This window comes from Priestia sp. ST2 (assembly GCF_055810735.1).
Genome location: NZ_JBVVNT010000001.1, coordinates 381455 through 406363, shown reverse-complemented (window position 1 = coordinate 406363; position 24909 = coordinate 381455). Strand labels below are relative to the sequence as shown.

Sequence of the window (24909 nt, the reverse complement as noted above, 5' to 3'; positions counted from 1 at the left end):
TGAAAGTTTACCTATAAATGAATAGGTTTGCCTCGTGGGTGGTCTATAAACGCATAGACGCTCTCCAGAGCTGCGTCAAACAAGAGTCTTTTTGCCTGAGAGATTCACAATTTTATTGCTTGCTCCTTCGGCGCTACATTCAAGTAGTCTCTCCCCGTGTCGTCATTCGCTTCTATAAAGTTGGTAAAGTTGGGCATACTACTGAAAGATGTATCTATCTTTATTCACACAATCATTTGTAAAGTGCTAATCTATTTTCTTTTTCAAATTTTCTAAATATATTTTTATCCTACCTGATTCTTATCATTTGTTCAATAAAAATTTTTCACAAAGGAGCATTTTTATCATGAAAGTGAAATTAAACATCGATGAAACATGGGAAGCAGCCTTCTCAACTAAATTGGAGCAAGACGGCCCTTGGTCTGCATGGGATTTGTATAAACTTGCCTATGAAATAGAAGACCAAACGCTTATCTCAGAATTTGAAGGACTACAAAGCCCAAAACATCTAGCCGATTTAACGCCGCTTCCTCATCAGCTCGAAGTAGCCAAACAAGTAGTTGAAACAATGAATGGGAAAGCCATTTTAGCAGATGAAGTAGGACTGGGCAAAACGATTGAAGCAGGGTTAATTTTGAAGGAATATATGATTCGCGGACTTGTTAAAAAAGTTCTCATTTTAGTTCCAGCTTCGCTTGTTTCACAGTGGGCTATGGAATTGAACCAAAAATTTTATATTCCCGCAGTCCCTCAAAGAAAATCATACGTGTGGGATCAGTGTGACATCGTTGTGTCTTCAATTGATACAGCAAAACGTTCTCCTCATCGAGAAATTGTGCTAGAACAAGACTACGACCTCATCATCATTGATGAAGCTCATAAACTTAAAAACAACAAAACAAAAAACTATGAATTTGTGCAAAGTCTAAAAAAGAAATTTTGTCTGTTGCTAACCGCAACACCGATTCAAAATCGAATTGAAGAAATTTTTAACTTAGTCTCTCTTTTAAAGCCTGGTCATCTCGGCAATAAAGACTATTTCGAAGAATTATTTTCCGCTAAAAAACGCTCTTTGCAAAACGATGAACACTTAAAAGAGCTTGTTAACAAAGTTATGATTCGAAATCGCCGCCACGATACGGGTATCGAATGGACAAAGCGAATTGTTCAAACCATTCCTGTTGAATTCTCGCCGAAAGAACGGGAGCTATACGATGCGATTACATCTTTTAAAGGAAACGGACTCCACCCTTCAAGCGCTTTTTCAATTTTAACCCTGCAGCGAGAGGCCTGCAGCAGCCGTGAAGCGGTGTATATGACATTAAAAAACATGCTGGAACGTCAGGAAGATCCAAACAGCGCATTAACGGAACATATGATTACTCCGTTAATGGAACTACTTCAGCAAGTTCCGCAAAATGCAAAAGCAGAAAAAGTGCTAGAACTCGTTCAGAAAATTGATGATAAAGTCATTATTTTTACTGAGTACAGAGCAACTCAACTGTATTTACAGTGGTATTTAAAACAGCATGGAATTACCTCTGTACCTTTTAGAGGCGGATTTAAGCGAGGTAAAAAAGACTGGATGAAGCAGCTTTTTGAAAGCCACGCGCAAGTATTTATTGCCACTGAAGCAGGCGGAGAAGGAATCAATCTTCAGTTTTGTCATCATATCATTAACTATGATCTGCCGTGGAATCCAATGCGTCTAGAACAGCGAATTGGAAGGGTCCATCGTTTAGGTCAAAAACATGATGTTCACATTTACAATTTAGCCATTCAACATACGGTCGAAGAACATATTTTAAAATTGTTATACGAAAAAATAAACCTTTTTGAACGAGTTGTTGGAGAGCTAGATGATATTTTAACAAAGCTTGATTTAAAAAATATCGAAGAGCATATTCAGGATATTTTATTTCATTCACGGAGTGAAGGAGAAATAAAAATCAAAATGGAGAACTTGACGTCTATTATTCAATACGAAGACAGCGAGGAGGATCAGCATGCAGCAAACTGATATTCATCAATTTTTAAAGCGTTATTTTCTAGCTAATAATTGTTCTATTGTCACAGAAACATCTTCTTACCTGACGGTTCAATTAACGATTGAACTCGATAAAGAATTGATGAATCGTCCATTTTATTGGCACTATATTGAAAAGACGGGAGGAGAAGCAACTCCTGCTTCGCTCACTTTCATTACAGACCCAGCATTTGAAGACGATTCCGTTCAAGGAGAACGAATTCATTTCGGTTCACCTAGGCTGCACCAAATTTTCGCTTCTACTCAAAAACTAGGCGGGTTTATTCACTTGTATGAACAAGTTGCATCAGCTCAGCCAACAAATCAGCCTTTACACCCTTGGCTTGCATTAAATATTAAAGTCTCATACAAATGCGATCGTAAAAAAGATGAGCTCTTGTCGCTTGGCATTAATTTAATCAATGGACAGATTATTGAATCATTTCATGAATTAATCATTAATCAAAATTTGTCATCTAAAATCTCAGACTATTGCTTTACTCTCTCACCTTTTATTAAACCTAAAAGTGCCATCGCACGACTCACATCATATGTGACTGACTATGTTAAAGCTCAGCCAACTGAATGGGCTGAAAAAGCGCAGGAGAGATGGTATGAAGACTTAGCGCTTCTTGATCATTTTTACGAAACAGCAGAAGAGCTACCAGAAATATATATGACCGAAAAAACAGCGCTTCAAGAACTGTACGAGCCGACTATCTTGTTTAAGTTTATAAACGGTGGCTTATTTTACATATCGCCTGAAACGATGTCTCGTCAATTTAACAAAACACAAGCCGGTTAAAAAAAAGATGAGCATATGATATGCTCATCTTTCTTTTTTCTTTCGATACCACAGCATAAACGACAGCGGAATCATTCCAAACCATCTGTTTGCAAAAGGTGCTCGCTCTTCTTTTTTTTGAATTTTTTTCGTTTTCCTCTCTTCTTTTGGCTGATCCATATATTGTACAAATTGCTGAGTCATATATTTTACATAATCATTCGTTTTCATATAATCAACTCCTCAGCACTATTATATCCGGAGAGAAAGAGACTTAATCCGTCCACTTCACAATGTGCTGATCCTTTTTTTGAATATATGCCGTTTCCGTCAATGCTCTTCCTTGCAATGTTTGACATTTTATTTTTAGGATAATCATCTGTTCATCTTCACTTACTACTTCGTATGAAACCGTACCAGTTTCTAATACTAAAGATGCAAATGGAGATTTATTATGTTCTTTTATTTCTTTTTTTACATGTACAACCGCGTTTTCTAAAAGATGCTGCAGGCGATTTTTCTGCTCTACTTCTTGATAAAATGAACTTTTCGTCACAAAATAAGTGGTTTGCTGAGCTACCAACAGAAGAAAAAGCGCACAAAATGCCAAAACAACGGGGAGAATAAATCCTTGCTCATTATGTTTCATGAGCAAGCATCAAAAACGTCGTAATGGTTTCTTCTCTAACTTTGTTCACACGGTCTGTTGAACGAATTAACAGCCTTTCTTTTTGCTGTTCATACATAATATTCTTAATGTGCTGCAGCACAACTTCATGACCGCTTTCATCCACTCGTCTTCTTATCTTGTCTTCATAGCGTTCATAAGTGATGATCTGATTATTTTCCATTTTCAACGTAAGCGTAGTCGCATGAATTCCTACTTCTTTTGCTTCTCGATATTCCATAGCAAGTTGATTCACAAAGATTTCCCATTCCATTTCATTCATACTAAAGTCCGGATTATATGTTTGCTTCGCTAGCGGAATGATAATGGGGAAAAATGAAACAATGATCAAAAAAAGAGTAAAACTGACTAACATCTCTACAAGCGTAAAACCTTTTTCCCTTTTCACTTCAACATCACATCACACTTCTTTTTCATTTTCTCAGCGGAATCTGTCCATTCTACACAAAGCTTTTGAGCACTTTCTCCGTCCCACTTCAGATAAAACGCAACGTTTTCTTTTACGATTTTTTCTCGCCGTTTATATCCTGCTTCATATTTATATTTCAATAGCTCTTCGTGCAAGATAGCATCGGCTTGATACGAAACATATTGCTTCTTTTCTGCTTCCTTCATCTGAACATACAAAGGAATAATTGTACCGGTTAGGAGTAAAAGCATACTAAATGAAACAAGCATTTCTAACAAAGTGTAGCCCTGCTGACCCTTACATCTTGTCCACATAAAAACGCCCTCTGCCTATTTGAAAAATAACTTTATATTTAAATTTTTGATTGCTGATAAAAATGGTCTTCGCTTGAGAAATATTGCCGTTTTTGTTGTATTGTATCGTGGAATTTCCGCTTCCAAACGTGATATGAATGGTGGAGTCATAGGCGCGCTTATAAAGAACGGTACGAGAATCAGAAACAATATATTCTGTTCCCTTCGATGCGAAGTTAATTTTAATTGGAGATTCTCTGTTCATGGCTGTCTGCTGCACATAAAACGTGTCGCTTTGCAGCTGTCGCAAAAATAATGTGATTTTGTAATATTCCACAAGCGGACGAATGGCTACAATAATGGAAAACATCATCACTTGCACAATAAATAAAACCATCAGCATCTCAATGAGGGTAAATCCTTTTTGCTTAAGAAGAACCACTAGCTGTAACCTTTCCGGTACCGTCAATTTGAATGGTTTGACCATTTGGACACACGGTGCCTTCTTTTAAGTAGCCTCCTGCTTCAAGCTCTTCTAGACTTGGTTTTTCGCCATTTTCAAGTTCGTATACTTGTACCTCAGCCTCTACGGTTTTGACAAGAGCTGAGCAGCCTTTGTTGTTAATAACCGTATTATGCTTTAATACATTTGGAATCATAATGAGCAAAAGCACGGTAATAACGAGCATAACAATGAGCATTTCAATAAGGGTAAATCCTTTATCACCTTTTAGAATCATATTCTTTCCCCTTTCTACAAGCTCGACATCACTTCTAACATCGGAAGCATAACGGACATATACATAAGCAGAATGACAATTCCGATGAATAAGAATGTAAGCGGCTGTACATATTTTAAAATACGAAAAATAAACTGTTCCATTCTTTCCATCATAAATAGACTGTAATCATACAGTTCTTGAGAAAGCTCACCGTTCTGCTGGCCATGCACAATAACGTGTGCCAAGTCTTTTTCATAATGAGATTTACCTGAAACGATATGATCTAATCGCATTCCTGAGGAAAGTTGATCTGTAAAAGCAAAAGCTTCCACTTGAAAAAACGGATGATGCTCTTGCTTTTGAAAAAGAGCAAAGCATTCATAAATAGATAAACCACCATTTAGTAAATTGCTCATATGAACAGAAAAAAAGTACGAGTTAAATAGCCGTGTGAACGTTCGGATAACGGGAACTCTCATAAAGAGCTGCATTTGAACTACTGGAGGCAATTTTTTAATGTACATCACATAAAACAAATACAGGATGATTGGCATACTGATGACTGCAGGCAATACAAAAGGAAAGAACGACATCGCCTGCATAAATAAGAGGATAAACGAAGACTGCTTGTTTCCAAAGGATAAGTACAGAGCTTCAAACTGTGGAAGTAAAACCGTACTTAAAACAAATAAAATGGAAAGAATAAACAGCAGTAGCAATACGGGATATTGAACAAGCTTTTGAAATTTTTTACGATGCCTTACTTTTTCTTCAATCATTGAGCTGCTTTCTTTTAAAGCAAATTGAAGGTTTCCATGCTGTTCCGCAAAATATAAATAGCTTAAAATATCACGGTGAAACTGAAGTTTAACAAAAGCATCGTGCAAAGATTCTCCTCGTTTTAACTGCTCAAGACATTTTTCAATATCCGTTTTTTCTTTGTTAGATACTTGAAACGTCAAAAACGAAAGAGCTTGAGAAAGAGTATAGCCTTTTTCCAAGAGCTTAGAGACCTGCTTAAGAATTTTCGCTTGCTGAGCAAGAGACCACCTTTTTTGTCTATTTGTCTTTATCCCCATCCGTCTAGCGAATGCGGATATAAATAGCCTAGCGCGATTCCTTTTAGAATAACATCTCGGAGCGTCTTATAATCATAATCCGCATTTTCTCCTTTCACTTCTCTCATCACTGCGCTAAGCTCCTTGCCATAAAGCAATTCGTATATGCTGGACTGACGATGCTTCCTCATTTTTTTACAAGCGGGGTGGCATTTTCCGGAACACAGCGGACAGCGAATTTCTACAAGGCGCTGTGCAGCTACTGCTACAAGAGTCTGTTCCATTTCTTGAAAGCTAACGCCAAACTCAAGCAGCCTGTACAAAGACCCTTTTGTATCTTTAGTATGCATTGTTGTCAAAACCAAGTGTCCGGTAAGCGCTGCTCTCACAGCAATTTTGGCAGTCTCACTATCTCTTATTTCTCCCACCATGATAATGTCTGGGTCATGGCGCAATATAGCTTTTAAACCAGTCGTGTACGTAATTCCCGCCCGTTCATTTACCTGTACTTGAAGCACAGTTTCACTCGGTTTTTCAATAGGATCTTCTAGTGTAATAACATTTCGATTAAAAAGGTGCTTTACTTCGTGTAAAAGAGTATATAGAGTAGTGGTTTTACCTGATCCTGTAGGACCGGTAAAAATAATTAATCCATGAGAGAATTTCAAGAGAGAAATAAGCTTTTTAGTATGTTCAGGAAAAAGAGATAAATGTTTGAGAGATGTAGATTGTTGATGAGGCAAAAGCCGAATAACAAGACTTTCATCATGAGAAGTAGGAAGAGTTGATAAACGCAAATTTACTTGATAGTGATCAATGGAAGTCGTCAATGCACCATTTTGAGGTTTTCTGCGCTCGCCAATATCCATTCCCCCTAAAAATTTAAAATGCGAAATGAGCCGTTCAGACATTTCCTTTGAAATAACCCTCTTTAAAATAAGCTCCTGGTCAATTCGCAGCTGAATCACAGCATCTTTCTTTCGGGGTACAATATGCACATCAGAACTTCGGCACTCATATGCATCTCGTATAACGTAAGTAGCAAACTGTTCAATTTCGGTCAAACGATCATCACTCCTTTATTTGTAATCAAGATGATTGGTAAAACATCTAGAAACAGTAATTTCGACCTTTTTCGAGATTTTCCTCCTTCTTTTTTCATTTTTTATAATTTTTTTAGTATACGCTTCTTTTCTTCCCTTCAGTCCTTGTACACGATGTACAACTTCTGTACACCTCTAAACAACTACATAAAAAAAGACAACGTGATGTAAAACTCTACGCTGTCGTTTTATTCATTATTTACTGAATTGAGCTTCTTCATCATGTACGCTTACACAACTAGAGAAGCAAGACTTGTTTTTTTCTTGACTAAATTTTTAAGAGCAGATTCGTTATAGCCTACTACAAGCTTTTTACCATCTGTTAAAATTGGTCGGCGAAGCAAACGAGGATGTTCAATTAATAGATTGACCACTTCTGATAGCGTCATGCTATCCACATCAACATTTAACTTTTTATATTCTTGACTTCTTTTAGCAAGAAGTTCATCCATCCCTTCTGTTGTCATAGAAAGAAGTTCAAGCATTTCTTTATGAGTAGGTGTTTCTCTAAATAAATGACGCTCTTTAAAATTTACATCTTCCTTCACTAGCCACTTTTTCGTTTTACGACAAGATGTACAGCTCGGGTACGTATAAAATTTAATTTCTTCCATATGAAACCCTCCCGTTTTTTTAGTTATAGATTGTTTATATACATTGTACACGTTTTGTATAACCTTTGTATAGTATTTTGCACATGTTTTGTATAACTTTTTTTCTTCTGTCGTATTTCAAGGAAAAGATAGCGTTTTCAGGAAAGAAAGGATGTATTATAATGGAAAAGTATCGATATAGTTTCATAAGTGCTTTCTAGTGCTTACACAGCGATGACATTCATCATGACACTAACTAAGTTTGATAAAGGAGGAAATGGACGTGGAACGAATGTACCGTGTAATGGGGTTCTGGACAGCAATTTTCACTGTAATGTTTTACCTCGGTCACATGCATAAGACTTCTTTACTCTTTTTAGCTCAAACAGGCTTTTTTGTAATTCTTAGTTATTTAAAGCTGTCTGAAAGAATGTACATTTACGTTTTCGGAGCATATTTGACCGTCTTTTTTGTGGGGTTCACGTACTGGTCAACTTTTATGATGACACCAGGACAGTAAAGAGAAAAGCGATGGGCTTCCATCGCTTTTTGTATTCTTAAAAACCATTTAGGAAAGGGTTTTGATCCATTTCGTGCCCCACAGTTGTTTCAGGTCCGTGACCGCTTAGTACAAGCGTATCTTCTGGAAGGGACAGCAATTTCGATTCGATGCTTTCTAACAGCTGAGCTTGATTGCCTCCAGGTAAATCTGTGCGTCCAATGCCGCCTGCAAAAAGCGCGTCACCAGATACTACAAAGTTACCCGGTTTAAAATAATATGAAACGCTGCCAGGAGAATGGCCAGGCGTTTCGTACACCTCAAATTGGAATGAGCCAATTGTTAAATTGCCTTCGATTGAAATAATATCAGTTGCATCTGGAGCCGTAATTTCTCCTAAATCAAAAAATTTCGAACCGTTTAAATCACTATTATGAAGCCATTCTTTTTCATTTTTATGTACATAAAGCGGGATAGAGTAGTGATTCATCACTTCATCTACTCCTCCAATGTGATCAAAATGAGCGTGTGTCAGCAAAATAGCCAACGGTTTATACGTTTGTTTTTCTAGAAATTCAACGAGCTGTTTCCCCTGAGCTCCCGGGTCAAAAACTAAACACTCTTTTTTTTCGTTAGCAACGACATAACAATTCGTTTGAATAGGTCCTAGCGGTATACGATGATAGTTCATAATGTATCCTCCTTGTAAAATTTATTTCCGTTATATGCATTATCATACACACATCATCTTATAAATGAAAGTAAGGACCTTTCTAAGCTAATAAGGCGAAAGAAAGATTGGTTTTCATCTCGACAAACGGTTAGAAAAGTTTTACAATTAAAGGGATAAGCTAATGATAGCGCTTTAATTTTAAGTTGCCTAAAGGAGGTTTCTTCGAGTGGGTCTTATGATTATTTTTGCACTAACAACATTGCTAGGCGTATTTGCAGCTATTTCATCTTTTAGAAATAAAAACATATTAGGCATTGGTTTTTCGGTACTAACATTCGGTGTGTTCGGATGGTTTACCGTGATGACCATTATACATCACGGTTATCCGGCGGTACATCATTAAAAAAGCCACGCAAAGCATATGCTTTGCGTGGCTTTTCAAATAGATAGATATTCCATTGCCGCAACTAAAATAGCTTTAGTCGGATTATATACGCGCGACATTTGAGATAGAGGCAGCGGATTAATTCCTTTCCCCAGTTCTAAAGTGAACCCTAGCTTTTTCTTTTCTAAAATAAACCAATCCTTAAATCCAGCGTGACTATCAATCGTTTTGACTGCTTTATAACCGCTTACCCTTTCAAAATAACTGGCTATTTCCTCCGCTTCCTTCGGCTCTTCATTCATATACCCCCAGTAAAATTCTTCTCCTTGGGTATGTAAAGCGATCACACAATCAAAATCATGACGCTCAACGAGTTTTACCATTGCCTGCGCTTCAGGTTCAGACAGAGATTCATAGCCTGGAAAGTCCCGATAATGCGGAGCTTTAGGTTCTTTGCGCTTTTTTTCAATTTCCCAATAAGCCGGAAACTGATTGTTTAAGTCTACCCCTCGGATATTTGCTTTCCAGCTTTGAAAATCAGGAAAATCTCTTCCTATTTTAGAAAGAAAAGACGCATAAGGTTCACTTACAGCAGGACCTTTTAAGACCAAATCTACTCCGTCTGGATTAACAATCGGAACCGCAGAAAGCGTAATTTGATTAAAAAGAGCTCTTGCTTCCTGCCCGTTCAACGCCTTGTCGTAATGAAGAGCAGCTAAATAATCTTCAACAAACTGTAGAAGAACATTTGTCGTAATCCATTCATTGGCATGAAAAGACGCATTAATATGAACCTTTCTTTCTCCGTTTCCAATTAAAATATGAGGAATCGGCTTTCCAAGCACGCTGCACCCTATCCATTCAAGAGAACCATAGGGGTAGTACGTCAAAAGTGTTTGGATATCTTGTATTGTTCGCATGTAATCGTAGGGCTTTTGGATATCTACAATTTGCATAATCTTCACTCCTTTACACTATGTATATGTAAAGATTGAAAAGATGCATGATAAAAAAGCGCTTTGACTAAATGTCAAAGCGCTTTTTTATCTCAGTTAGATTCTTGCTTATTATTCAAAATAAGATTTAACTAACCAAGCTCCTCCAATAATTCCCGCATCGTTTCCTAAAGTAGCGATTGCTAGTTCAGCACCTTGCGCTACGCGAGGAAATGCAAAACGTTTGAAATAATCTCTTACCGGTGCAAGTAATACCTCGCCTGCACGAGACACACCGCCGCCTAGAACGATCTTCTCAGGGTTTAATGCATTAGCAGAGTTTGCTAGTGCCAGACCTAAATGAAAAGCAACTTTATCTACAACATGCATAGCTAACTCGTCTTTTGAACGAGCTGCATCAAATACATCTTTAGATGTAACTTGTCCATTTTGTTCTAACACCGTGCGAAGCTCACTTGGTTTGTCCGTTTCCGTTAATTCTTCCATTGTTAAACGTACAATTCCAGTTGCTGAAGCAATGGTTTCTAAACAGCCGGTTTTGCCGCAGTTACACGGTGCCCCGCCTTCAGGAATAGAAGTAATGTGCCCGATCTCACCAGCGGCTCCATTTACGCCTTGTACAATTTCACCGTTTGCAATGACGCCACCGCCAACGCCTGTGCCAAGCGTAACGCAAAGTAAATCTTTTGCTCCATCTCCAGCACCCTTCCACATTTCTCCAATCGCTGCAATGTTTGCATCATTGTCTACTACAACAGGAAGAGAAGTTTCTACTTCCAAGATATCTTTGATAGGGAATTTTTCCCAGCCTAAATTGACAGCTACTTCAATCGAACCGTTTGCAAAGTTAACAGGCCCCGGTGCACCAATACCAATTCCTACTAACCTTGATTTTACTTCTCCAAGATCGTTTAACTTTTTATCAATTGCTTTTGCAATATCCGTTGGAATTTTACGGCCTTGCTCGCTCACATCCGTATTAATTTCCCACTTGTGAATGATTTCTCCATAATGATTAATAAAGGCCATTTTTATTGTTGTACCGCCTAAATCAACTCCAACTAACCACTTGTCATCCATGTTCATTCATCCTTTTTCTCTTTTTGTTGTTTTAACTCTCGACGAAGCAAAAGAATTGCCATTTGGTAATCACGTACATCAATCAAGTTAGACTGATATAGCTCTTTTACTTCCGCTTCCATCAGCTCTAAATCAGCAATACGATCGCCCACGTATATAAAAATGCCGAAGGACTTTAATAATTGTTGTACATCATATAACGTATTCATTCTGTCACCTTTATCCTATTTTCTAGGTGATATGATTCATTTATTTTGAGATAACTCAACAGTCATTCAGTCATAAACAGCGGCCGTATTTAACGCCCACTGCTAGGTCTACATATTAATATTCTAGTAAACGTTCTCACAATAGTAAAGTATAAAATATTAAATTCGTCATTCAACAATTTTAATTTCCTATCTCTTGCTTCAGCTTTTCGTATTTTTCATTTTGCGGTTCAAGCGCAATTGCTTTATCGATATTTTGTGTGGCCGCTGGAATATCATTCAGTTTCATATTCACCAGAGCTAAATTGTAATACGCCTCATGAAAAGTTGAATCATACTTTACAGCCTGATTCAATTGCTGTTTAGCTTCTTTATAATTTTCAAGATAAAATTCTGCGTTAGCACTGACGAAATACACGTTACTATTTCCTGTTCCTTTTTCAACAAAAAGCTTAATGGCATCTTTTGCTTCTTCATACTGCTTCTGCTGAAGATACGTAGCCGCTACGCTAAGTGCATAGGGCTCATCTTGATAAACAGAACGCTCATGATATCCATAAAAAAGCAGACTTCCTACTAATAAAAGCGTGCAAATGAAAGCTGGAATCTGAATATACAGCTTTTTTTGTTTCGGTAAACTGACGATGCTCGCAGCTAAAAATCCGCCAACCAAACCGCCAATATGCCCTGCATTATCGACGTTCGGCGCAACAAATCCAAAAATCAAGTTAATCACAATGATGACAATGAAACTCGATCCCATTGTTCGAAAAAAGAAGCGTGGATTTGTTCTTGCTAAAAACAGTAAAGCTCCAAAGCAACCGAAAATGGCCCCTGAGGCTCCTGCGGAAATGGACGTATTCCATATAAAACTTCCTAGAGATCCTGCAAACCCGGCAAATATATAAATAAAGACAAAACGCCCGCTGCCATATATCCTCTCTACAAGCGTTCCTAAATAATACAGGGCTACACTATTCATAAGCAAATGCAGAAGTCCTATATGCAAAATTATAGGTGTAAAAAAACGCCACCATTCGCCTTCCATAATTAAGGGGTTGTATTTAGCTCCGTATTGAATCAGAGTGAGTGTATTTTGTGTACTGCTCTTCCACTCCAGAAATAGAAACATTAAGATTTGCAGCGCTAAAAATATATATGTAAAAATAGGCTTCCCGTATCCAGCTATTTGCTGTTCTTCGCTTTGCTTTTTCTGTACAAAAAGCACAATTTTATGTTTCCACTGCTCTATTTGCTGTGCTTCTTCTTCGGAGGAGAAATTGTCTGCGCTTTCTAATGTAAGACCCAGCCGTTCGAATAGAGGTTCATAAGCGCTTGCTTTCTCTGCCGTTAATTGTTCAACATAACTATTCACTTTAGAGGGACTTGGCGCACTTTCTAAGGACTGCTCTGTATAAAAAGGATCAAAATCAGCAAAGTAAATCGTGTTAAGAGTAAGCGTTGATTTACCTCTTTGCTTTCGCACATTCTCAGCTCTTTGTAATGCATACAATACATCTTTTTGCTGCTCAACGGCTGATTTAAAATTCCGGCGGACTATGCGGACAATTGACTTATCTTTGCGATGCGAAGATTGAAACCATAGCTCTGAAGCATCAGCTTTCATCGAAATCAACTCATATGAAGAATGGCCAAGCAATTGCTGTGCCAGCTGCCAATAATAAAAATCTTGCCTAGACAAATAGTCACCTCCTCATACTCTCTATATGTAAAGATGGCAGAAAGCCAGGAAAAAAGCAACGATTTTCCCTTTTTCTTTTTCTACAAAAAAACACCTTACAGGTCTGTAAGGTGTTTTTTTATGTATCTTTCGCTCTTAGCGGAAGACCTGCTTCATTAAACGATCCCGAACAAACGGCAAATTAAAAAATGAACGAACAGCTAGACTACGGATAAATGAATTTCCAAACAGCGAATTTAAAACACGGTATCTCATTTGATAGCCCAGCGTTCCAACAACTAAAAGCGTAAGTACTAATACAATATGTCTCATTTTCAAGCCTCCTTACGTTTACTTTGCTCCTATGACGAACATTTTATGCTCTTATATAGGTAAAAGCAGGATAAGGATTCCGCCTGTAAAAGCAGCAAGCAAAATAGCGGCAAGATTTACAACATCATTGTTAAAGAAAGTTATTCCTTTCTCTTTTATCGTTGGCTTACGGCAATGATCTTTCCGTTCCGTTTCAATACCGCAGCTTTGACAGCGAAAGCGAACTTGCACACTTGCTCCAAGAAGAGTGTCTATAGCGTTTCCAATAAAACCAAAGCACCCGACTAGCAATATACTACTCAGCGATACGGATGGAAAAGCAAAATAACAAGCGGCAGCAATAAGAAAAGCTCCGGCTGCTCCGGCTGCTGTACCTAAAAGTGAAACGGCTCCTGAGGTACCCGCTTCTACTCTCTTTAATGTCCAAAGGTAAAACGGCGGCTTCTTACTAAGAGACCCTATTTCAGATGCCCACGTATCCGCATTAGCAGCTGAGATACTGATCATAAACATCCACATGTAAACAGGAAAAGCTGTTGCAGCATATAACAAACCGCAAGCAGCAGCTACACCTCCATTAGCAAGGACTTGAATATAATCTCGCCTGTCGTGCTTCTCTAGCTTTTCTTCTAATGCACGTTTTTTTTCTTTTTTGTACTTACTACACAACGTAGAAGTGCTAAAAAATAAGAGTAAGAGTAAAAAACCTTGAAGCGAAAAACCGATATAAACGCTCGCTCCTACGATAAAAGACATGCAGGCTCCCGATACTGTCAGTGCTTTTGCTATGTAGCCTGCTCCTGCCATGAGTAATATTACAATTATCATGACAGCATCAAACGGATTCACAGCAAATAAGCTCCTTCTCTGTCAAAATATATTCCACGGGAATATCATGAGATTCATATGGGACCTCTGAAACGACTTGACAATCAAACGCAAGGCTTAGCTTCTGTCCGCTATAATTTGTTAGATAACGATCATAATAGCCGCCTCCATAGCCGATACGATATCCATTTTTGCTATATACCACGCCAGGCACAAGGAGTAAATCAATTGAAGATTTTGAAACGGGAACAGTTTCTTCAACAATTGGCTCCGCTAACCCGTAGTACACTGTTTCAAGCTGTGAAAAATTCGTAATCTCGTAGAAAACCATTTGAGATGTTGTGGGGTTGCATTTTGGAACAGCTACTTTCTTTCCATCTTTCCAAGCACGTTCAATGATGGCTTTCGTATTAACTTCTTTATTTCTTGAAACCGTAGCTGCAATGACTCTAGCTTCTTTCCATAAACAAGTTTCATACAGTGCATTTGCTATGCTTGTTGAATGTGCCTCGTGCTGCTCTTCAGAAATTAAATTAAGAACCCGCTTCATCTCTTTGCGCAGATGAGATTTCATTTTAATTCCCCCTATAAAAAAAACAGCAGGATTGTACTCCTACTGCTTACTTTGTTTCACGATGAAGTGTAACTTTTTTAAGTCTTGGGCTGTATTTTTTTAACTCAAGACGATCTGGGTTATTACGCTTGTTTTTAGTTGTAATGTAATTACGGTCACCAGTTTCAGTGCAAGCTAATGTAACGTTTACGCGCATCTATTTTCCCTCCAAACATTATAAACATAAATCAGACTTTAATATAATATCATTTTTCGAAAGGAAATGCCAGTCTGTTTTTTTGAAGAAAGTCATTTAATTTCATTTCTTCACTTTTTCTTTCCTCTTAGATCCCTGAGCTCCTTCTCTGCTACGCCTTACATATAGATGAAGTTTCTTGAAATAAGCGGAACTCTTTTTATGAGAGGCGTACTTCCTTTCTTTTAAATAAAAGCCATTATTTACACTCTTTGATACTCTTGTATTTTTTCTACAAAATATGCCGACAGCTTCTTGGCAGTCTGAGTGTTTAACGCCTCTGAATAAATATTTAATACAGGCAAGTGACCATCGGGCAAAATAAGCGTCCATTCATGGGGATCATGGTAAATCTTTAAGCCATCAATGACATACACTTGTTTACCGATTGCTTCTTCTAATAGTTTCTTCATCACTTGTTCTTGAATTTCTAGCGGACATGAAATATACCGCCAGTTCATATAAGCGTGGGGAACATATTGAATCATTTCAGAAATTTTCCGCTGTTGCACCATAATTAATTCGATCAGCTGACATAAAGCGTACATGGCATCTAACTGAAATTGAACGGGCCCCAAAAGACTAAGTAAATCACGTTTTTTTGCTTTTGTCCTCATAAATGATTGATTGAGAGATTGAGCAAATGTTTCTAGTGTGGATGAATAGTGTATAGGAATAGGAACGAATGCTACTTTTTTTGTCATGTATACGCTATAAATATAAAGCGACATAATTTCTGAGTCATTTACGCTGCAGCCTTTTTCATCATATAGAGCAAATGTTTCTCCATCTTCTTTAATCTGAATACAAAAAGACAGCTTATTTCGTTTAATTATTCGTTTGATTTCTTCTGTTTTCTCCCATTTGTTTAAAAATAAAACACGGACACGAAGACGCTTACATAATAGTTCGATAACTTCCTGTATAAACGGCGAACAAATCACGCCAATCCGCGTACTGTCTTCCAATAAAACATGCTGATTAATTGATTTTACTAAAGCATCACAATATTCTTCCCTGATATTTCCTATGCTTGTTTCTCTAAGTGAAACAGAAGTTGTTATGTTTGCTTGTTTAGCTTGAAGGTACATCCGCTCAATCTTTTTTTCAATAAGCTGATTAACTAATTGCCCTTTCTTGTCATATATTTCTAAAAAGAGGCCGCTGTTTTTGCTATCCACACCAATATAAATACCAATGCTCGCTTGTGAAGTCATCATGTAATATCGAAATACCGGAAGAGCTTCTTTTTTAATATCATACACAGCTGAATGATTACTCCGTAAAAAAGAAAAGCATTCTTTGCGAAGTTGAATGGCTTCTCCTTCATCATCGCTTGCTAGACAGAACGACCCTTGGTGTTTGCATACAAGCAATAACGCATTGTACAGTCTTGCTCGATCAACAGATGAATGTACATACAGGCGACCGTTTTTGAAGATAGAAACATCTGGTTTTACAGAAAGTTGAGGTAGTACTTGATTTTCAGCTACTGTATCTTGGACATACGTAGTCATTGCTTGAACATTTACATAGGGACCTATCGTAGCGTTGTATAAAAACGATTCTGCCCCCACCGTTACGTTTTGGAGCAAAATTGTTTTATCGATTGCAGCATGTGCTTCTATGATACTATTGGTTCCGATAATCGTGTAAGGACCAATTGAAGCACCTTTTCTAATCACCACATTTTCTCCTACGTAAACCGGATCGTAAATAGTCACCCCTTCTTCTATAAGCGCGTCATCTGAGACAATACTTTCCTGTCTATTGCCAAACCACTTCCTCCACAAATCATAGTGTGCTTGACGATAATGGTGGATTTGCCCAATATCAATCCAATAATCTTCCGTTACAAAACTGCACACAGTATGATTATATTCCAAAAGAAGCGGGATAATGTCAAAGCTAAAATCTGTAGGACCATAAGAATTCACGTAATCAAGAACGGATTTTTTGATCACATACACTCCCGTATTAATCAATCGGCTATTGGCCTGTTCGTAGGTCGGTTTCTCTACAAATCCCGTGACTCGATGCCCTTCATCTATTGTCACCACTCCATAACCCCGCACGTCGTTTACTTCTTTTGTAACAATGGTCATTTCGCTTTTTTGTTCATAATGAAAATGAATAACGTCTTGAAGATTAATTTCTGTTAAGGCATCTCCACTAATAATAATACAGTCTTCCTCAATAAAGGCCTCTGCTCGCTTAATTCCGCCCGCTGTTCCAAGAGGCTCTTTTTCGATAAAATAAGTAAGCGTCACTCCCCACTGAGAGCCATCCCCGAAGTATTCAATAATTTGTTCATGCCTATACTGCAGCGTAATCCCAATCTCTGTAATTCCATGTTTCTTAAGCAGTTCAATGCTATATTCCATCACAGGTTTATCGTAAAGCGGCAGCATAGGCTTTGGAATCGTATAGGTCAAGGGCTGCAGTCTTGTTCCTTTACCGCCAGCAAGTATAATGGCTTTCAATTTTTTGCCTCCCTTCTTTTTTTATCCTGGCAAATTTGATGTTGAAACAGCTTACTTGTATCAATAGCGATTTTTTCCCAGCTAAACATAGTTGTTGCTTTTCTATACCCATTTTCGCTGATTTTTGCAGCCGTTTTTTTATTTTTTAACAAAAATTCAATACAGTTGATTAATTCGAACGTATCTCCTCGGGCAAACGTCAGGCCCGTGTCGAAATGTGAAACAATATCGCTTAGACCTCCTGTATCGGCAACGATAGTTGGCTTCTTGGCTACCATCCCCTCTAAAGCCACAATTCCAAAAGGTTCATATAAACTTGGAAAAACAACCATTTTGCAAGCTTGAAGAAGCTGATTTCGTTCGTTATCGGTAATGTATCCAATAAAATACACGTATTTTTCTAGTTGCTTTTCACTTACCTGTGTTCGAAACTCATGAAGTAAAGGCCCTTTTCCTGCTACAACGAATTGAACATCTATTTGTTTTTTCTTAAATAGTTCCGCTGCTTCAATAAATAGCTGAAAGCCTTTTTCATATACAATTCGTCCAATTGAAAAAATAATAGGGGCCTTTCTAAAATTATATTTCTTTTGTAAACTTTCTTTTAACCGCTCATTTACTGCGTCGACTACCAGCTGCTTGTCAATTCCATTTGGAAATATAGCAATTTTATCTTGCTCTACTTGAAATAAAGTGATTAATTCCTTCTTCATATAGTCGCTGCAGACAATGATTGAGCTTGATTGTCGAATCAGCTCCTCTTCTTGCAAGTGAATTTTTTGCTGCATGTCATTATGAATACCATTATTGCGCCCATGTTCTGTCGCATGAATGGTCGTAATTAGCGGTCTATCCGTTTTATCTGCTAAACATTTTGCAGCGGAGGCAACAAGCCAGTCATGAGCATGAATAACGTCAAAAGACAGCTTGTAGCCTAACTGCAGTCCTCTAAGAGCCATAGCCACGTTCAAACTGTTTACCCATGTCAAAAAATCCGGGTGATGAGGCTGCAGGCTTTTAACTCGGTAAACGTGAACACCGTATAAACGCTCATATTCCGGCAGCCCCTCTACATAAGTTGTTAATACACTAACGTGATGGCCCGCCTTTGCTAACGCTCTGGATAAATCAAATACATGTCGTGCAAGTCCTCCGATAACTAGAGGAGGGAATTCCCATGCAAGCATTAAAATGGAGAGACCGCCTTTATATTGATTTACTGATAAAGCCGCCGGCTCTATCTCTTTTGCAGGGGATAAAAAAGAACTTCCTGAAAGAAAACTGTTTTCGCTATCCATCCTTGGGTTCTCTTCGTGACAAAGAAAATCAAATAGTTTTACTTGCCTTTCGTATTCACCTTTGACTTTTTCAAAATTATAAAGCCAATCGCTGCTACTTAAAAGGAGCCACTGTCGGTAGATAGCATTCACCACGCTAGGATGTTTAGAATCGATAACATCTAGCATCGCCTCTGACTTCTGTACGGTTGAAATAAACAATTGATTGTTCTCACTGACAAATTCAGCGCTTTTTGTTGCACCGTAGAGTGCAAGAGTTTCGTTTTGATGAAACTCTATATCCCTCGCGTAATCTAAAGGATATTGAAATATACCGCTTGCTGCTTGCATTCGCTGAAAGCCAAGCGTGTCCTTAGCCTTCAAATCCAAAAAAACGCTCGCTTTATTGATTGTTCCTTCCTCAACTTGTTTTCCTTGCTTAGGATATGGAAACAAGATAATGCCAGCAGGCGACTTTTTTAGTTCATCTGTTGATGACTTCACAAAGGTATAGCGCATTTCATGAGATTTTAGGAGCATATCTACTTGATGAGTATACTCTCCTTGCTGTATAAAAAAACCGACGGGCTTTTTTTCAAAAAACTGTTGAAAAACACGTATTGCTTCTGTAATTTGGAGATTTAATGTTTGTTCGGTTTTAAGGGTGGAAACGAACGCGTTCGTTACGGTAGTAGGAATACACTCCATCATGTCATGCTGAAAAAAATATTTGCAGGCTGAGAACAAGCTCCCGTTCCACTTTTTTAAAAAGGTGAGTGCTCTCTGATGCTGCCGGCTTGAAAACTGGTGTAAATATTGAGCGTAACGAGTATTAAACTCCTCGTTGTTTAATGCGTTCAAACACACACAAGACATCACAGCTGTTGCACCTATCAATTTCTTAGACTCAATTTGATCTAAAAAAGGGATGAACTCGTTCGTTACTTGTTCAAACAGCAGATACTCACTCTCTGTTTGAAGTACATGTAGCAACGGACAATGCATATAAGTTAAAAGAATACAGTCATCACTATTCATATTGCTTCTTCACCTGCTCCAAGTCATTTGAATATAAGGAATATGTGCTAAATTCATTTTGAACACCCTGGTGAACTTTTACAGGTTCGTACATCCAGCCTAACGAAGTTACATTCACTTGTTCATATTTTTCTTTCATCAAATAAACTGGATTCGAACGAAGAAGGGAAAAAAAACTTCCTTCTTTATCTTGAATACCAATATCTATTACATACGTGCGCTCACTTTCCAAGCTGTTCATAAACATGAAGTCTTGCTTAGGAGTAAGACCCTTCATATAATAGCGGTTTGATTCATGGCCGTTAAAATGAAGACCTGTTATATCATACGTACACATAGCTAGATTCAATTCTTCCCACCGTGTCGAAAACATACTTTCTACCATCTCTCGAATATGATCAGAAAACGACCAGTGAACATAAATACGAGATGAGTCAAGCTGAGTAGCTATACACACATTTAAGTTTTGAATAAGATTAGCAGCCACTGTTTTATCACTTCGTTTCTTAGAATGTTTTTTCTACATATAAATGCCGTATAAACTTATTAACATCTTACCATTCAGAAAAAGTTGCCACAATAAACGCAATTTGTCGATTTGTGTTAAAAATTCAGGTTAACATAGTAATTATAATTTACTAACAAAAAAACCTCTTCGCTTATTAGAAGAGGTTTTTCTACTATTCGTTTAAGTCGTAGCGTTTGCCTTTTACAAGGTAAAATACGCTTTCTGCTACGTTAGTGGTATGATCAGCCATACGCTCTAAATAGCGGGCTACAAATAAAAGCTGCGTAATTTGGTTCATAGCCTCCTGCTTTTCTTTAGCAAGACTTAAAAGTTCTTTGATTGTTATTCCGTAGAGCTCATCCACTTGATCGTCCATTTCCGCTACTTTTTTAGCCAGCACAAGATCTTCCTCGTGATAAGCTTTTAACGAAAGGCTCAACATTTCAATCGAAATATCGTGCATTTTCTTTACGTGTTCTAACGGCTTAATTAATTCTTCGTTTCCAATTCGTATAGCTGATTTTGCTACGTTAACCGCAAAATCTGCCATACGCTCAACATCCGAAGCAATTTTAATTGCCACAATGATACGTCTTAAATCGATAGCCACCGGCTGCTGCTTTGCGATCAGTAAGATAGCTAGGTCATTAATTTCTTCTTCTAAGTCATCCACGTATGAATCGCCGTCGATAATTTCTAGCGCCAGCTCAACGTTGCTTGTTTGCAGCGCTTCAATTGATTTTGATAGCGCCTCATGCGTTAAGCGCCCTATTTCTAATAATTTTTCACGTAATATCTTTAAATCACCATGAAACTTTTCGCGTACAACCACTCATCCCATCTCCTTGTATGTCTTAACCAAAACGACCTGTAATATAATCTTCTGTGCGTTTATCAGATGGCATTGAGAAGATTTTATCTGTTTCTGCGTACTCTACCACTTCTCCATTTAAGAAAAATGCTGTTTTATCTGAAATACGTGCCGCTTGCTGCATATTATGGGTAACAATAATAATGCTGAAGTCTTTCTTTAATTCTTGTACTAACTCTTCTACTTTTAATGTTGAAATTGGATCAAGCGCAGAAGTAGGCTCATCCATTAAAATAACGTCAGGTTCAATTGCCAAGCATCGCGCAATACAGATACGCTGCTGTTGTCCACCTGACAACCCATTTGCATTTTGATTCAAACGATCTTTAACTTCGTCCCAAATAGCCGCTCCTCGTAAACTTTTTTCAACAATTTCATCTAGTTTTTTCTTGTTGCGAACACCATGAATTCTTGGACCGTACGCAATATTATCATAAATAGATTTCGGGAACGGATTTGGCTTTTGGAAAACCATTCCTACTTGCGTGCGCAGCTCTTCCACGTGGTACGATTTATCAAAAATATTTTTCCCTCTATACTCAATCTCACCTGATGTACGGACAATTGGAGTCATTTCTACCATACGATTTAACGTTTTAATATATGTTGATTTTCCACAGCCTGATGGACCGATAATCGCGGTAACTTCGTTAGCATGAATGTCTAAATCAATATTTTTTAAGGCATGTGTGTTGCCATACCATAAATTCAAACCTTTTGTTTTATATACAATTTCTTTTGTTTGCGGAGTATCTACTTTTTCTTTGTTAGTCAATTCCATTGTTATTGCCATTGGATAATCCTCCTTCATCGTCTTTAACCGTTTTGAGCACAATAAAAGTCTCTCTATGTCTATTTAATATCTATTGTTTACTATCAGTGTAAATAAATACGAGAAGCCGAAACGCTTCCCCTTATTTTGATCATTTCTATTAACCCTTACACTTACAGAATAATAGCCGACTATTAATTGTGTTTTAACTCAATGTAAAGCTTTTGTAAACGAAGGTCTATCTGCGTGTTTTTTAGGTAAAAAACTAGTTCTTACGACCCTTAAATTCAATAAAAAACCATATATGTAAATATTTCTAACAAAAAAGAAGAGGTAGAGACATAACTAAATTAATTCAATCTAAAGATGGGTGGATTGGATTAATAAGCCAGTATGAATTACTTCCGATACCGCTGTTGATTTTCGTTTCACGGGCGGCCAGTGAGTCTCCTCATCGCTTCGCTTTTCCTGCAGAAGTCTTCACCTTGCCCTCCAATCAACCGCCAAAAGCACCTACATACACGAAATCTACTTTCATCCTATAAATAAAAAATCCGAACAAAGTTGATTCTTAATCAACTTTGTTCGGATCTTACTTCAACTAATATGCTTTTGTCCCAGCCTCTTTAATTGGCGTCGTTTGCAATGACAGCCTGTTGGTTCTCTTCTTGATCTTTTACTTCTTGTTCACCTTTTTTCTTTAAATCAAAATACGTATCGAGCGCAGAACGAGCAAGCTCTTTTGTAATGGTATTTGGTGCACTTGGCACAAATGCCGATGGTACCACCACAGCTACTGCAATTTCAGGATTATCTGCCGGAGCAAAGGCCACAAAGTTTGAATTATTAACTTTAATAGGGTCCCCTCCGCTAGGGTTTTTCTCATAGGCTTGTGCCGTTCCTGATTTACCAGCAGGATTATAGTTCGCTGTATGGAAAGCTGCATACCCTGTACCGCCTTGTTCTTGCGTAACGCGCTTAAAGCCACTTTGAACATCTTTAATGTATTCTTCTTTCATCGTGATACGATTTAACACATCAGGCTCAAATGAATGCTGCGTACCGCCAATTTCATCGGTTTTAATCGTTGGTTTTCGGATTTCTTTTACTAGCTGCGGCTTAATGCGATACCCTCCATTAGCTATTGCAGAAGTATATTGAACAAGCTGCAGCGGCGTGTACGTATCATACTGACCAATGCCTAAATCAAGCGCCGTTCCTGGAACATCGCTTCCACCTTGGACACCTGTTGATTCGTTATCAAGGTCTATACCTGTTGATACGCCTAAGCCGAACTGACTGTAGTAAGAACGCAGTTCGCTGAATGTATCAGGTTTAATCGGTAAAGTCATGTTTTTATGATACTGTAACCCAGCCATAGCCATTACCGTTTTAAACATAAATACGTTGGATGAATATTTTAACGCAGATGAATACGTTAAGGGTCCTAACCCTTCAGCCTCAGCTGATTTTTTAACCGGTGTTCCTTTAATTTTTAACGGTTCATCAACGAACACTGTGTTTGGCTTAATAGCTCCTGAATCTAAGCCGGCTAAAACCGTTGCTCCTTTTACAACAGAGCCCATCGTATAAGATGTTGAAATATTTCCCAATGCAAAATCTTCTATTTTAGGCGCTCCAGTCTTCTTATCAATGGTGTATTTTTTACCTGCCATTGTTAAAATTTCTCCTGTGTGAGGATCCATCATAATAACAAAAGCACGGTCTAAAAATTGCGTTCCTTTCATTTGCTTTTTGGCTAAAAGCTGGTCCGTAATTTGTTTTTCTACCGCTTTTTGAAGCTCCATATCAATAGTTAAAACCAAATCACTGCCGCGTTCACCTTTAGACACTTGAATTGTATCAAGGAGATTTCCTTTTTTATCTGTTACATATTGGACTTTTTCTTTTTGACCGCTGAGCTGAGCTTCGTATTGCTTCTCTAAATAGCTCGTCCCAACTTGGTCATTTCGGCTATAGCCTCTTGACAAGTAATACTGTACTTTATCTTTAGGCAGCCCTTCGTTGGCAGATGATACATTTCCAAGCAAAGTACGAAGAGTACTGTTTTCTGGGTATGAGCGATCCCAATACGTTGTTGTATCAACACCTGGAAGTTCATCTAAGTGCTCACTTACAACGGCATACTCTTCATTTGTCACACCGCTCTTAACAATTTGCGGGGTGTTAGAGTAACCTGCCTCCATTTGGCGCTTAATAGCGAGAACTTCTAAATCACTCTTTAGACTTTCTAAATCTTTTTTAGAGATGCGGTCTAACTGACGTTGATACAGTTCGTCATCAGTCATTTCACCATCTTGAACTTTTTTGCGATCAGGTTGCGTAATTTTCTGTTCCGCTTCTTTAGGGTGAAGCATAATCCAATAATCCTTCATATCGCGTTCTGTAATTTTTACCACATTTTTAGCGTCTTTATTCTTTTTATTTTCCGGAATATCAATCACATTTGTGGTGTAAGGAACATCGATCATAGTGGATAACTTTTTAGCGATGCGCAGCCTTTCTTCAGCTGTATTTCCTTGAAAACGAGTATATGTAATCGTATTTAAAGAGGTATTATCTACAATTACGCGGTTATAACGATCGTACATTTTCCCTCGAGGAACAGGCGTACTGACCGTAACGTCCTGTGTTTTTTCGACTTCTCGTTCGTAATTCTCACCGTATACAATTTGAACAAGTCCCAACCGCAAAATTAATACGGAAAATAGGACAAATACGGTCAAGAAAAGTAAGTTCACACGAAAAGGCACGTGACTTTTTCTTCTTTTTTTCTTTTTCATACCAACACCTACACTTTATAAAACATA

At 37.9% G+C, this 24909-nt stretch carries 28 protein-coding genes and 1 riboswitch; of the genes, 4 read left to right on the top strand and 24 right to left on the bottom strand.

Annotation, left to right across the window (positions count from 1 at the left end):
• Positions 1-73 precede the first annotated feature (73 nt).
• Positions 74-166: riboswitch (glycine riboswitch) on the bottom strand.
• A 180-nt stretch (positions 167-346) separates the two neighbouring features.
• On the top strand, positions 347-2020 hold the full coding sequence (locus AC0KUU_RS02080; protein WP_013085010.1) for a DEAD/DEAH box helicase: 1674 nt from the start codon (positions 347-349) through the stop codon (positions 2018-2020).
• Complete coding sequence (locus AC0KUU_RS02075; protein WP_013059169.1) at positions 2007-2831, top strand: YqhG family protein; 825 nt, start codon at positions 2007-2009, stop codon at positions 2829-2831. The genes AC0KUU_RS02080 and AC0KUU_RS02075 overlap by 14 nt, the downstream gene beginning before the upstream one ends.
• Positions 2832-2855: 24 nt before the next feature.
• Here the strand turns inward: AC0KUU_RS02075 and AC0KUU_RS02070 are convergent, their stop codons facing one another.
• The 9 genes from AC0KUU_RS02070 to AC0KUU_RS02030 all read right to left on the bottom strand — a co-directional run bounded on the left by AC0KUU_RS02070 (position 2856) and on the right by AC0KUU_RS02030 (position 7697).
• Positions 2856-3041, bottom strand: a complete 186-nt coding sequence (locus tag AC0KUU_RS02070; protein ID WP_013059170.1) for a YqzE family protein — start codon at positions 3039-3041, stop codon at positions 2856-2858.
• Between the two features lie 43 nt (positions 3042-3084).
• Entirely contained in the window at positions 3085-3459 is a 375-nt protein-coding gene (gene comGG, locus AC0KUU_RS02065; protein WP_043976241.1) for a competence type IV pilus minor pilin ComGG, read from the bottom strand.
• Positions 3449-3886, bottom strand: a complete 438-nt coding sequence (comGF, locus tag AC0KUU_RS02060; RefSeq protein ID WP_043976239.1) for a competence type IV pilus minor pilin ComGF — start codon at positions 3884-3886, stop codon at positions 3449-3451. Before comGF ends, comGG begins: the two co-directional genes overlap by 11 nt.
• Positions 3883-4221, bottom strand: coding sequence for a type II secretion system protein (locus tag AC0KUU_RS02055; protein WP_028410645.1), 339 nt, complete (start codon positions 4219-4221; stop codon positions 3883-3885). The genes comGF and AC0KUU_RS02055 overlap by 4 nt, the downstream gene beginning before the upstream one ends.
• The gene (gene comGD / locus AC0KUU_RS02050; protein WP_322552428.1) at positions 4205-4687 is read right to left on the bottom strand and encodes a competence type IV pilus minor pilin ComGD; all 483 of its coding nucleotides are present in this window, start codon (positions 4685-4687) and stop codon (positions 4205-4207) included. The genes AC0KUU_RS02055 and comGD overlap by 17 nt, the downstream gene beginning before the upstream one ends.
• Positions 4629-4940 (bottom strand): competence type IV pilus major pilin ComGC, encoded by a 312-nt coding sequence (gene comGC / locus AC0KUU_RS02045; RefSeq protein ID WP_322552429.1) that lies wholly within the window; start codon positions 4938-4940, stop codon positions 4629-4631. The genes comGD and comGC overlap by 59 nt, the downstream gene beginning before the upstream one ends.
• A gap of 14 nt (positions 4941-4954) precedes the next feature.
• Positions 4955-6001 (bottom strand): competence type IV pilus assembly protein ComGB, encoded by a 1047-nt coding sequence (comGB, locus tag AC0KUU_RS02040; protein ID WP_097824594.1) that lies wholly within the window; start codon positions 5999-6001, stop codon positions 4955-4957.
• Positions 5992-7044, bottom strand: coding sequence for a competence type IV pilus ATPase ComGA (gene comGA, locus AC0KUU_RS02035; protein WP_013085018.1), 1053 nt, complete (start codon positions 7042-7044; stop codon positions 5992-5994). Before comGA ends, comGB begins: the two co-directional genes overlap by 10 nt.
• A gap of 269 nt (positions 7045-7313) precedes the next feature.
• Positions 7314-7697, bottom strand: coding sequence for a Spx/MgsR family RNA polymerase-binding regulatory protein (locus tag AC0KUU_RS02030; protein WP_013059178.1), 384 nt, complete (start codon positions 7695-7697; stop codon positions 7314-7316).
• A 262-nt stretch (positions 7698-7959) separates the two neighbouring features.
• Between AC0KUU_RS02030 and AC0KUU_RS02025 the strand changes: the two genes are divergently transcribed.
• On the top strand, positions 7960-8196 hold the full coding sequence (locus AC0KUU_RS02025; RefSeq protein ID WP_013059179.1) for a DUF2626 domain-containing protein: 237 nt from the start codon (positions 7960-7962) through the stop codon (positions 8194-8196).
• Positions 8197-8233: 37 nt separating this feature from the next.
• Here the strand turns inward: AC0KUU_RS02025 and AC0KUU_RS02020 are convergent, their stop codons facing one another.
• A complete protein-coding gene (locus tag AC0KUU_RS02020; protein ID WP_034648929.1) occupies positions 8234-8866 on the bottom strand; it encodes an MBL fold metallo-hydrolase in 633 nt (210 codons plus the stop codon).
• Between the two features lie 208 nt (positions 8867-9074).
• On the opposite strand from AC0KUU_RS02020, the gene AC0KUU_RS02015 reads away from it, so the two are divergent.
• Positions 9075-9251 carry a DUF2759 domain-containing protein gene (locus AC0KUU_RS02015; RefSeq protein ID WP_013059181.1) on the top strand — a complete coding sequence of 59 codons (177 nt, stop codon included), beginning with the start codon at positions 9075-9077 and terminating at the stop codon, positions 9249-9251.
• Positions 9252-9286: 35 nt separating this feature from the next.
• On the opposite strand, the gene AC0KUU_RS02010 is transcribed toward AC0KUU_RS02015, so the two are convergent.
• The 14 genes from AC0KUU_RS02010 to AC0KUU_RS01945 all read right to left on the bottom strand — a co-directional run bounded on the left by AC0KUU_RS02010 (position 9287) and on the right by AC0KUU_RS01945 (position 24882).
• Complete coding sequence (locus AC0KUU_RS02010; protein WP_043976229.1) at positions 9287-10189, bottom strand: M14 family metallopeptidase; 903 nt, start codon at positions 10187-10189, stop codon at positions 9287-9289.
• Between the two features lie 111 nt (positions 10190-10300).
• Positions 10301-11269, bottom strand: coding sequence for an ROK family glucokinase (locus AC0KUU_RS02005; RefSeq protein WP_013059183.1), 969 nt, complete (start codon positions 11267-11269; stop codon positions 10301-10303).
• 2 nt (positions 11270-11271) lie between these two features.
• Positions 11272-11478 (bottom strand): YqgQ family protein, encoded by a 207-nt coding sequence (locus AC0KUU_RS02000; protein WP_013059184.1) that lies wholly within the window; start codon positions 11476-11478, stop codon positions 11272-11274.
• A gap of 181 nt (positions 11479-11659) precedes the next feature.
• Positions 11660-13180 carry a rhomboid family protein gene (locus tag AC0KUU_RS01995; RefSeq protein ID WP_043976226.1) on the bottom strand — a complete coding sequence of 507 codons (1521 nt, stop codon included), beginning with the start codon at positions 13178-13180 and terminating at the stop codon, positions 11660-11662.
• Positions 13181-13315: 135 nt separating this feature from the next.
• A complete protein-coding gene (locus tag AC0KUU_RS01990; RefSeq protein WP_013059186.1) occupies positions 13316-13492 on the bottom strand; it encodes a hypothetical protein in 177 nt (58 codons plus the stop codon).
• A gap of 51 nt (positions 13493-13543) precedes the next feature.
• On the bottom strand, positions 13544-14341 hold the full coding sequence (locus AC0KUU_RS01985; RefSeq protein WP_025750519.1) for a DUF92 domain-containing protein: 798 nt from the start codon (positions 14339-14341) through the stop codon (positions 13544-13546).
• Complete coding sequence (locus AC0KUU_RS01980) at positions 14328-14894, bottom strand: 5-formyltetrahydrofolate cyclo-ligase (protein ID WP_322552430.1); 567 nt, start codon at positions 14892-14894, stop codon at positions 14328-14330. The genes AC0KUU_RS01985 and AC0KUU_RS01980 overlap by 14 nt, the downstream gene beginning before the upstream one ends.
• Before the next feature lie 46 nt (positions 14895-14940).
• Entirely contained in the window at positions 14941-15090 is a 150-nt protein-coding gene (gene rpmG, locus AC0KUU_RS01975; protein ID WP_013059189.1) for a 50S ribosomal protein L33, read from the bottom strand.
• A 242-nt stretch (positions 15091-15332) separates the two neighbouring features.
• Positions 15333-17612, bottom strand: a complete 2280-nt coding sequence (locus AC0KUU_RS01970; RefSeq protein WP_043976221.1) for a sugar phosphate nucleotidyltransferase — start codon at positions 17610-17612, stop codon at positions 15333-15335.
• Complete coding sequence (locus AC0KUU_RS01965; RefSeq protein WP_322552431.1) at positions 17609-19927, bottom strand: glycosyltransferase; 2319 nt, start codon at positions 19925-19927, stop codon at positions 17609-17611. Before AC0KUU_RS01965 ends, AC0KUU_RS01970 begins: the two co-directional genes overlap by 4 nt.
• Positions 19920-20414: a DUF4912 domain-containing protein gene (locus AC0KUU_RS01960; protein ID WP_043976217.1), complete on the bottom strand. Its 495-nt coding sequence runs from the start codon at positions 20412-20414 to the stop codon at positions 19920-19922. The genes AC0KUU_RS01965 and AC0KUU_RS01960 overlap by 8 nt, the downstream gene beginning before the upstream one ends.
• Before the next feature lie 193 nt (positions 20415-20607).
• Positions 20608-21267, bottom strand: a complete 660-nt coding sequence (gene phoU, locus AC0KUU_RS01955; protein WP_013059193.1) for a phosphate signaling complex protein PhoU — start codon at positions 21265-21267, stop codon at positions 20608-20610.
• Positions 21268-21289: 22 nt separating this feature from the next.
• Positions 21290-22087, bottom strand: a complete 798-nt coding sequence (gene pstB / locus AC0KUU_RS01950; RefSeq protein ID WP_371264484.1) for a phosphate ABC transporter ATP-binding protein PstB — start codon at positions 22085-22087, stop codon at positions 21290-21292.
• A 617-nt stretch (positions 22088-22704) separates the two neighbouring features.
• Positions 22705-24882 (bottom strand): peptidoglycan D,D-transpeptidase FtsI family protein, encoded by a 2178-nt coding sequence (locus AC0KUU_RS01945; protein ID WP_322552432.1) that lies wholly within the window; start codon positions 24880-24882, stop codon positions 22705-22707.
• Between the last annotated feature and the right edge of the window lie 27 nt (positions 24883-24909).

What these genes read in the sequence shown, in the direction of transcription:
- AC0KUU_RS02075 (WP_013059169.1), top strand. Translation starts at nt 2,007, where the DNA reads ATGCAGCAAACTGATATTCATCAATTTTTAAAGCGTTATTTTCTAGCT.
- comGD (WP_322552428.1), bottom strand. Translation starts at nt 4,687, where the DNA reads ATGGTCAAACCATTCAAATTGACGGTACCGGAAAGGTTACAGCTAGTG.
- comGB (WP_097824594.1), bottom strand. Translation starts at nt 6,001, where the DNA reads ATGGGGATAAAGACAAATAGACAAAAAAGGTGGTCTCTTGCTCAGCAA.
- AC0KUU_RS02080 (WP_013085010.1), top strand. Translation starts at nt 347, where the DNA reads ATGAAAGTGAAATTAAACATCGATGAAACATGGGAAGCAGCCTTCTCA.
- AC0KUU_RS02030 (WP_013059178.1), bottom strand. Translation starts at nt 7,697, where the DNA reads ATGGAAGAAATTAAATTTTATACGTACCCGAGCTGTACATCTTGTCGT.
- AC0KUU_RS02000 (WP_013059184.1), bottom strand. Translation starts at nt 11,478, where the DNA reads ATGAATACGTTATATGATGTACAACAATTATTAAAGTCCTTCGGCATT.
- AC0KUU_RS01980 (WP_322552430.1), bottom strand. Translation starts at nt 14,894, where the DNA reads ATGAAATCTCATCTGCGCAAAGAGATGAAGCGGGTTCTTAATTTAATT.
- AC0KUU_RS02055 (WP_028410645.1), bottom strand. Translation starts at nt 4,221, where the DNA reads ATGTGGACAAGATGTAAGGGTCAGCAGGGCTACACTTTGTTAGAAATG.
- rpmG (WP_013059189.1), bottom strand. Translation starts at nt 15,090, where the DNA reads ATGCGCGTAAACGTTACATTAGCTTGCACTGAAACTGGTGACCGTAAT.
- pstB (WP_371264484.1), bottom strand. Translation starts at nt 22,087, where the DNA reads ATGGAATTGACTAACAAAGAAAAAGTAGATACTCCGCAAACAAAAGAA.
- AC0KUU_RS02070 (WP_013059170.1), bottom strand. Translation starts at nt 3,041, where the DNA reads ATGAAAACGAATGATTATGTAAAATATATGACTCAGCAATTTGTACAA.
- AC0KUU_RS01945 (WP_322552432.1), bottom strand. Translation starts at nt 24,882, where the DNA reads ATGAAAAAGAAAAAAAGAAGAAAAAGTCACGTGCCTTTTCGTGTGAAC.
- comGG (WP_043976241.1), bottom strand. Translation starts at nt 3,459, where the DNA reads ATGAAACATAATGAGCAAGGATTTATTCTCCCCGTTGTTTTGGCATTT.
- AC0KUU_RS02020 (WP_034648929.1), bottom strand. Translation starts at nt 8,866, where the DNA reads ATGAACTATCATCGTATACCGCTAGGACCTATTCAAACGAATTGTTAT.
- AC0KUU_RS02010 (WP_043976229.1), bottom strand. Translation starts at nt 10,189, where the DNA reads ATGCAAATTGTAGATATCCAAAAGCCCTACGATTACATGCGAACAATA.
- AC0KUU_RS01965 (WP_322552431.1), bottom strand. Translation starts at nt 19,927, where the DNA reads ATGAATAGTGATGACTGTATTCTTTTAACTTATATGCATTGTCCGTTG.
- AC0KUU_RS02005 (WP_013059183.1), bottom strand. Translation starts at nt 11,269, where the DNA reads ATGGATGACAAGTGGTTAGTTGGAGTTGATTTAGGCGGTACAACAATA.
- AC0KUU_RS01990 (WP_013059186.1), bottom strand. Translation starts at nt 13,492, where the DNA reads ATGAGACATATTGTATTAGTACTTACGCTTTTAGTTGTTGGAACGCTG.
- comGC (WP_322552429.1), bottom strand. Translation starts at nt 4,940, where the DNA reads ATGATTCTAAAAGGTGATAAAGGATTTACCCTTATTGAAATGCTCATT.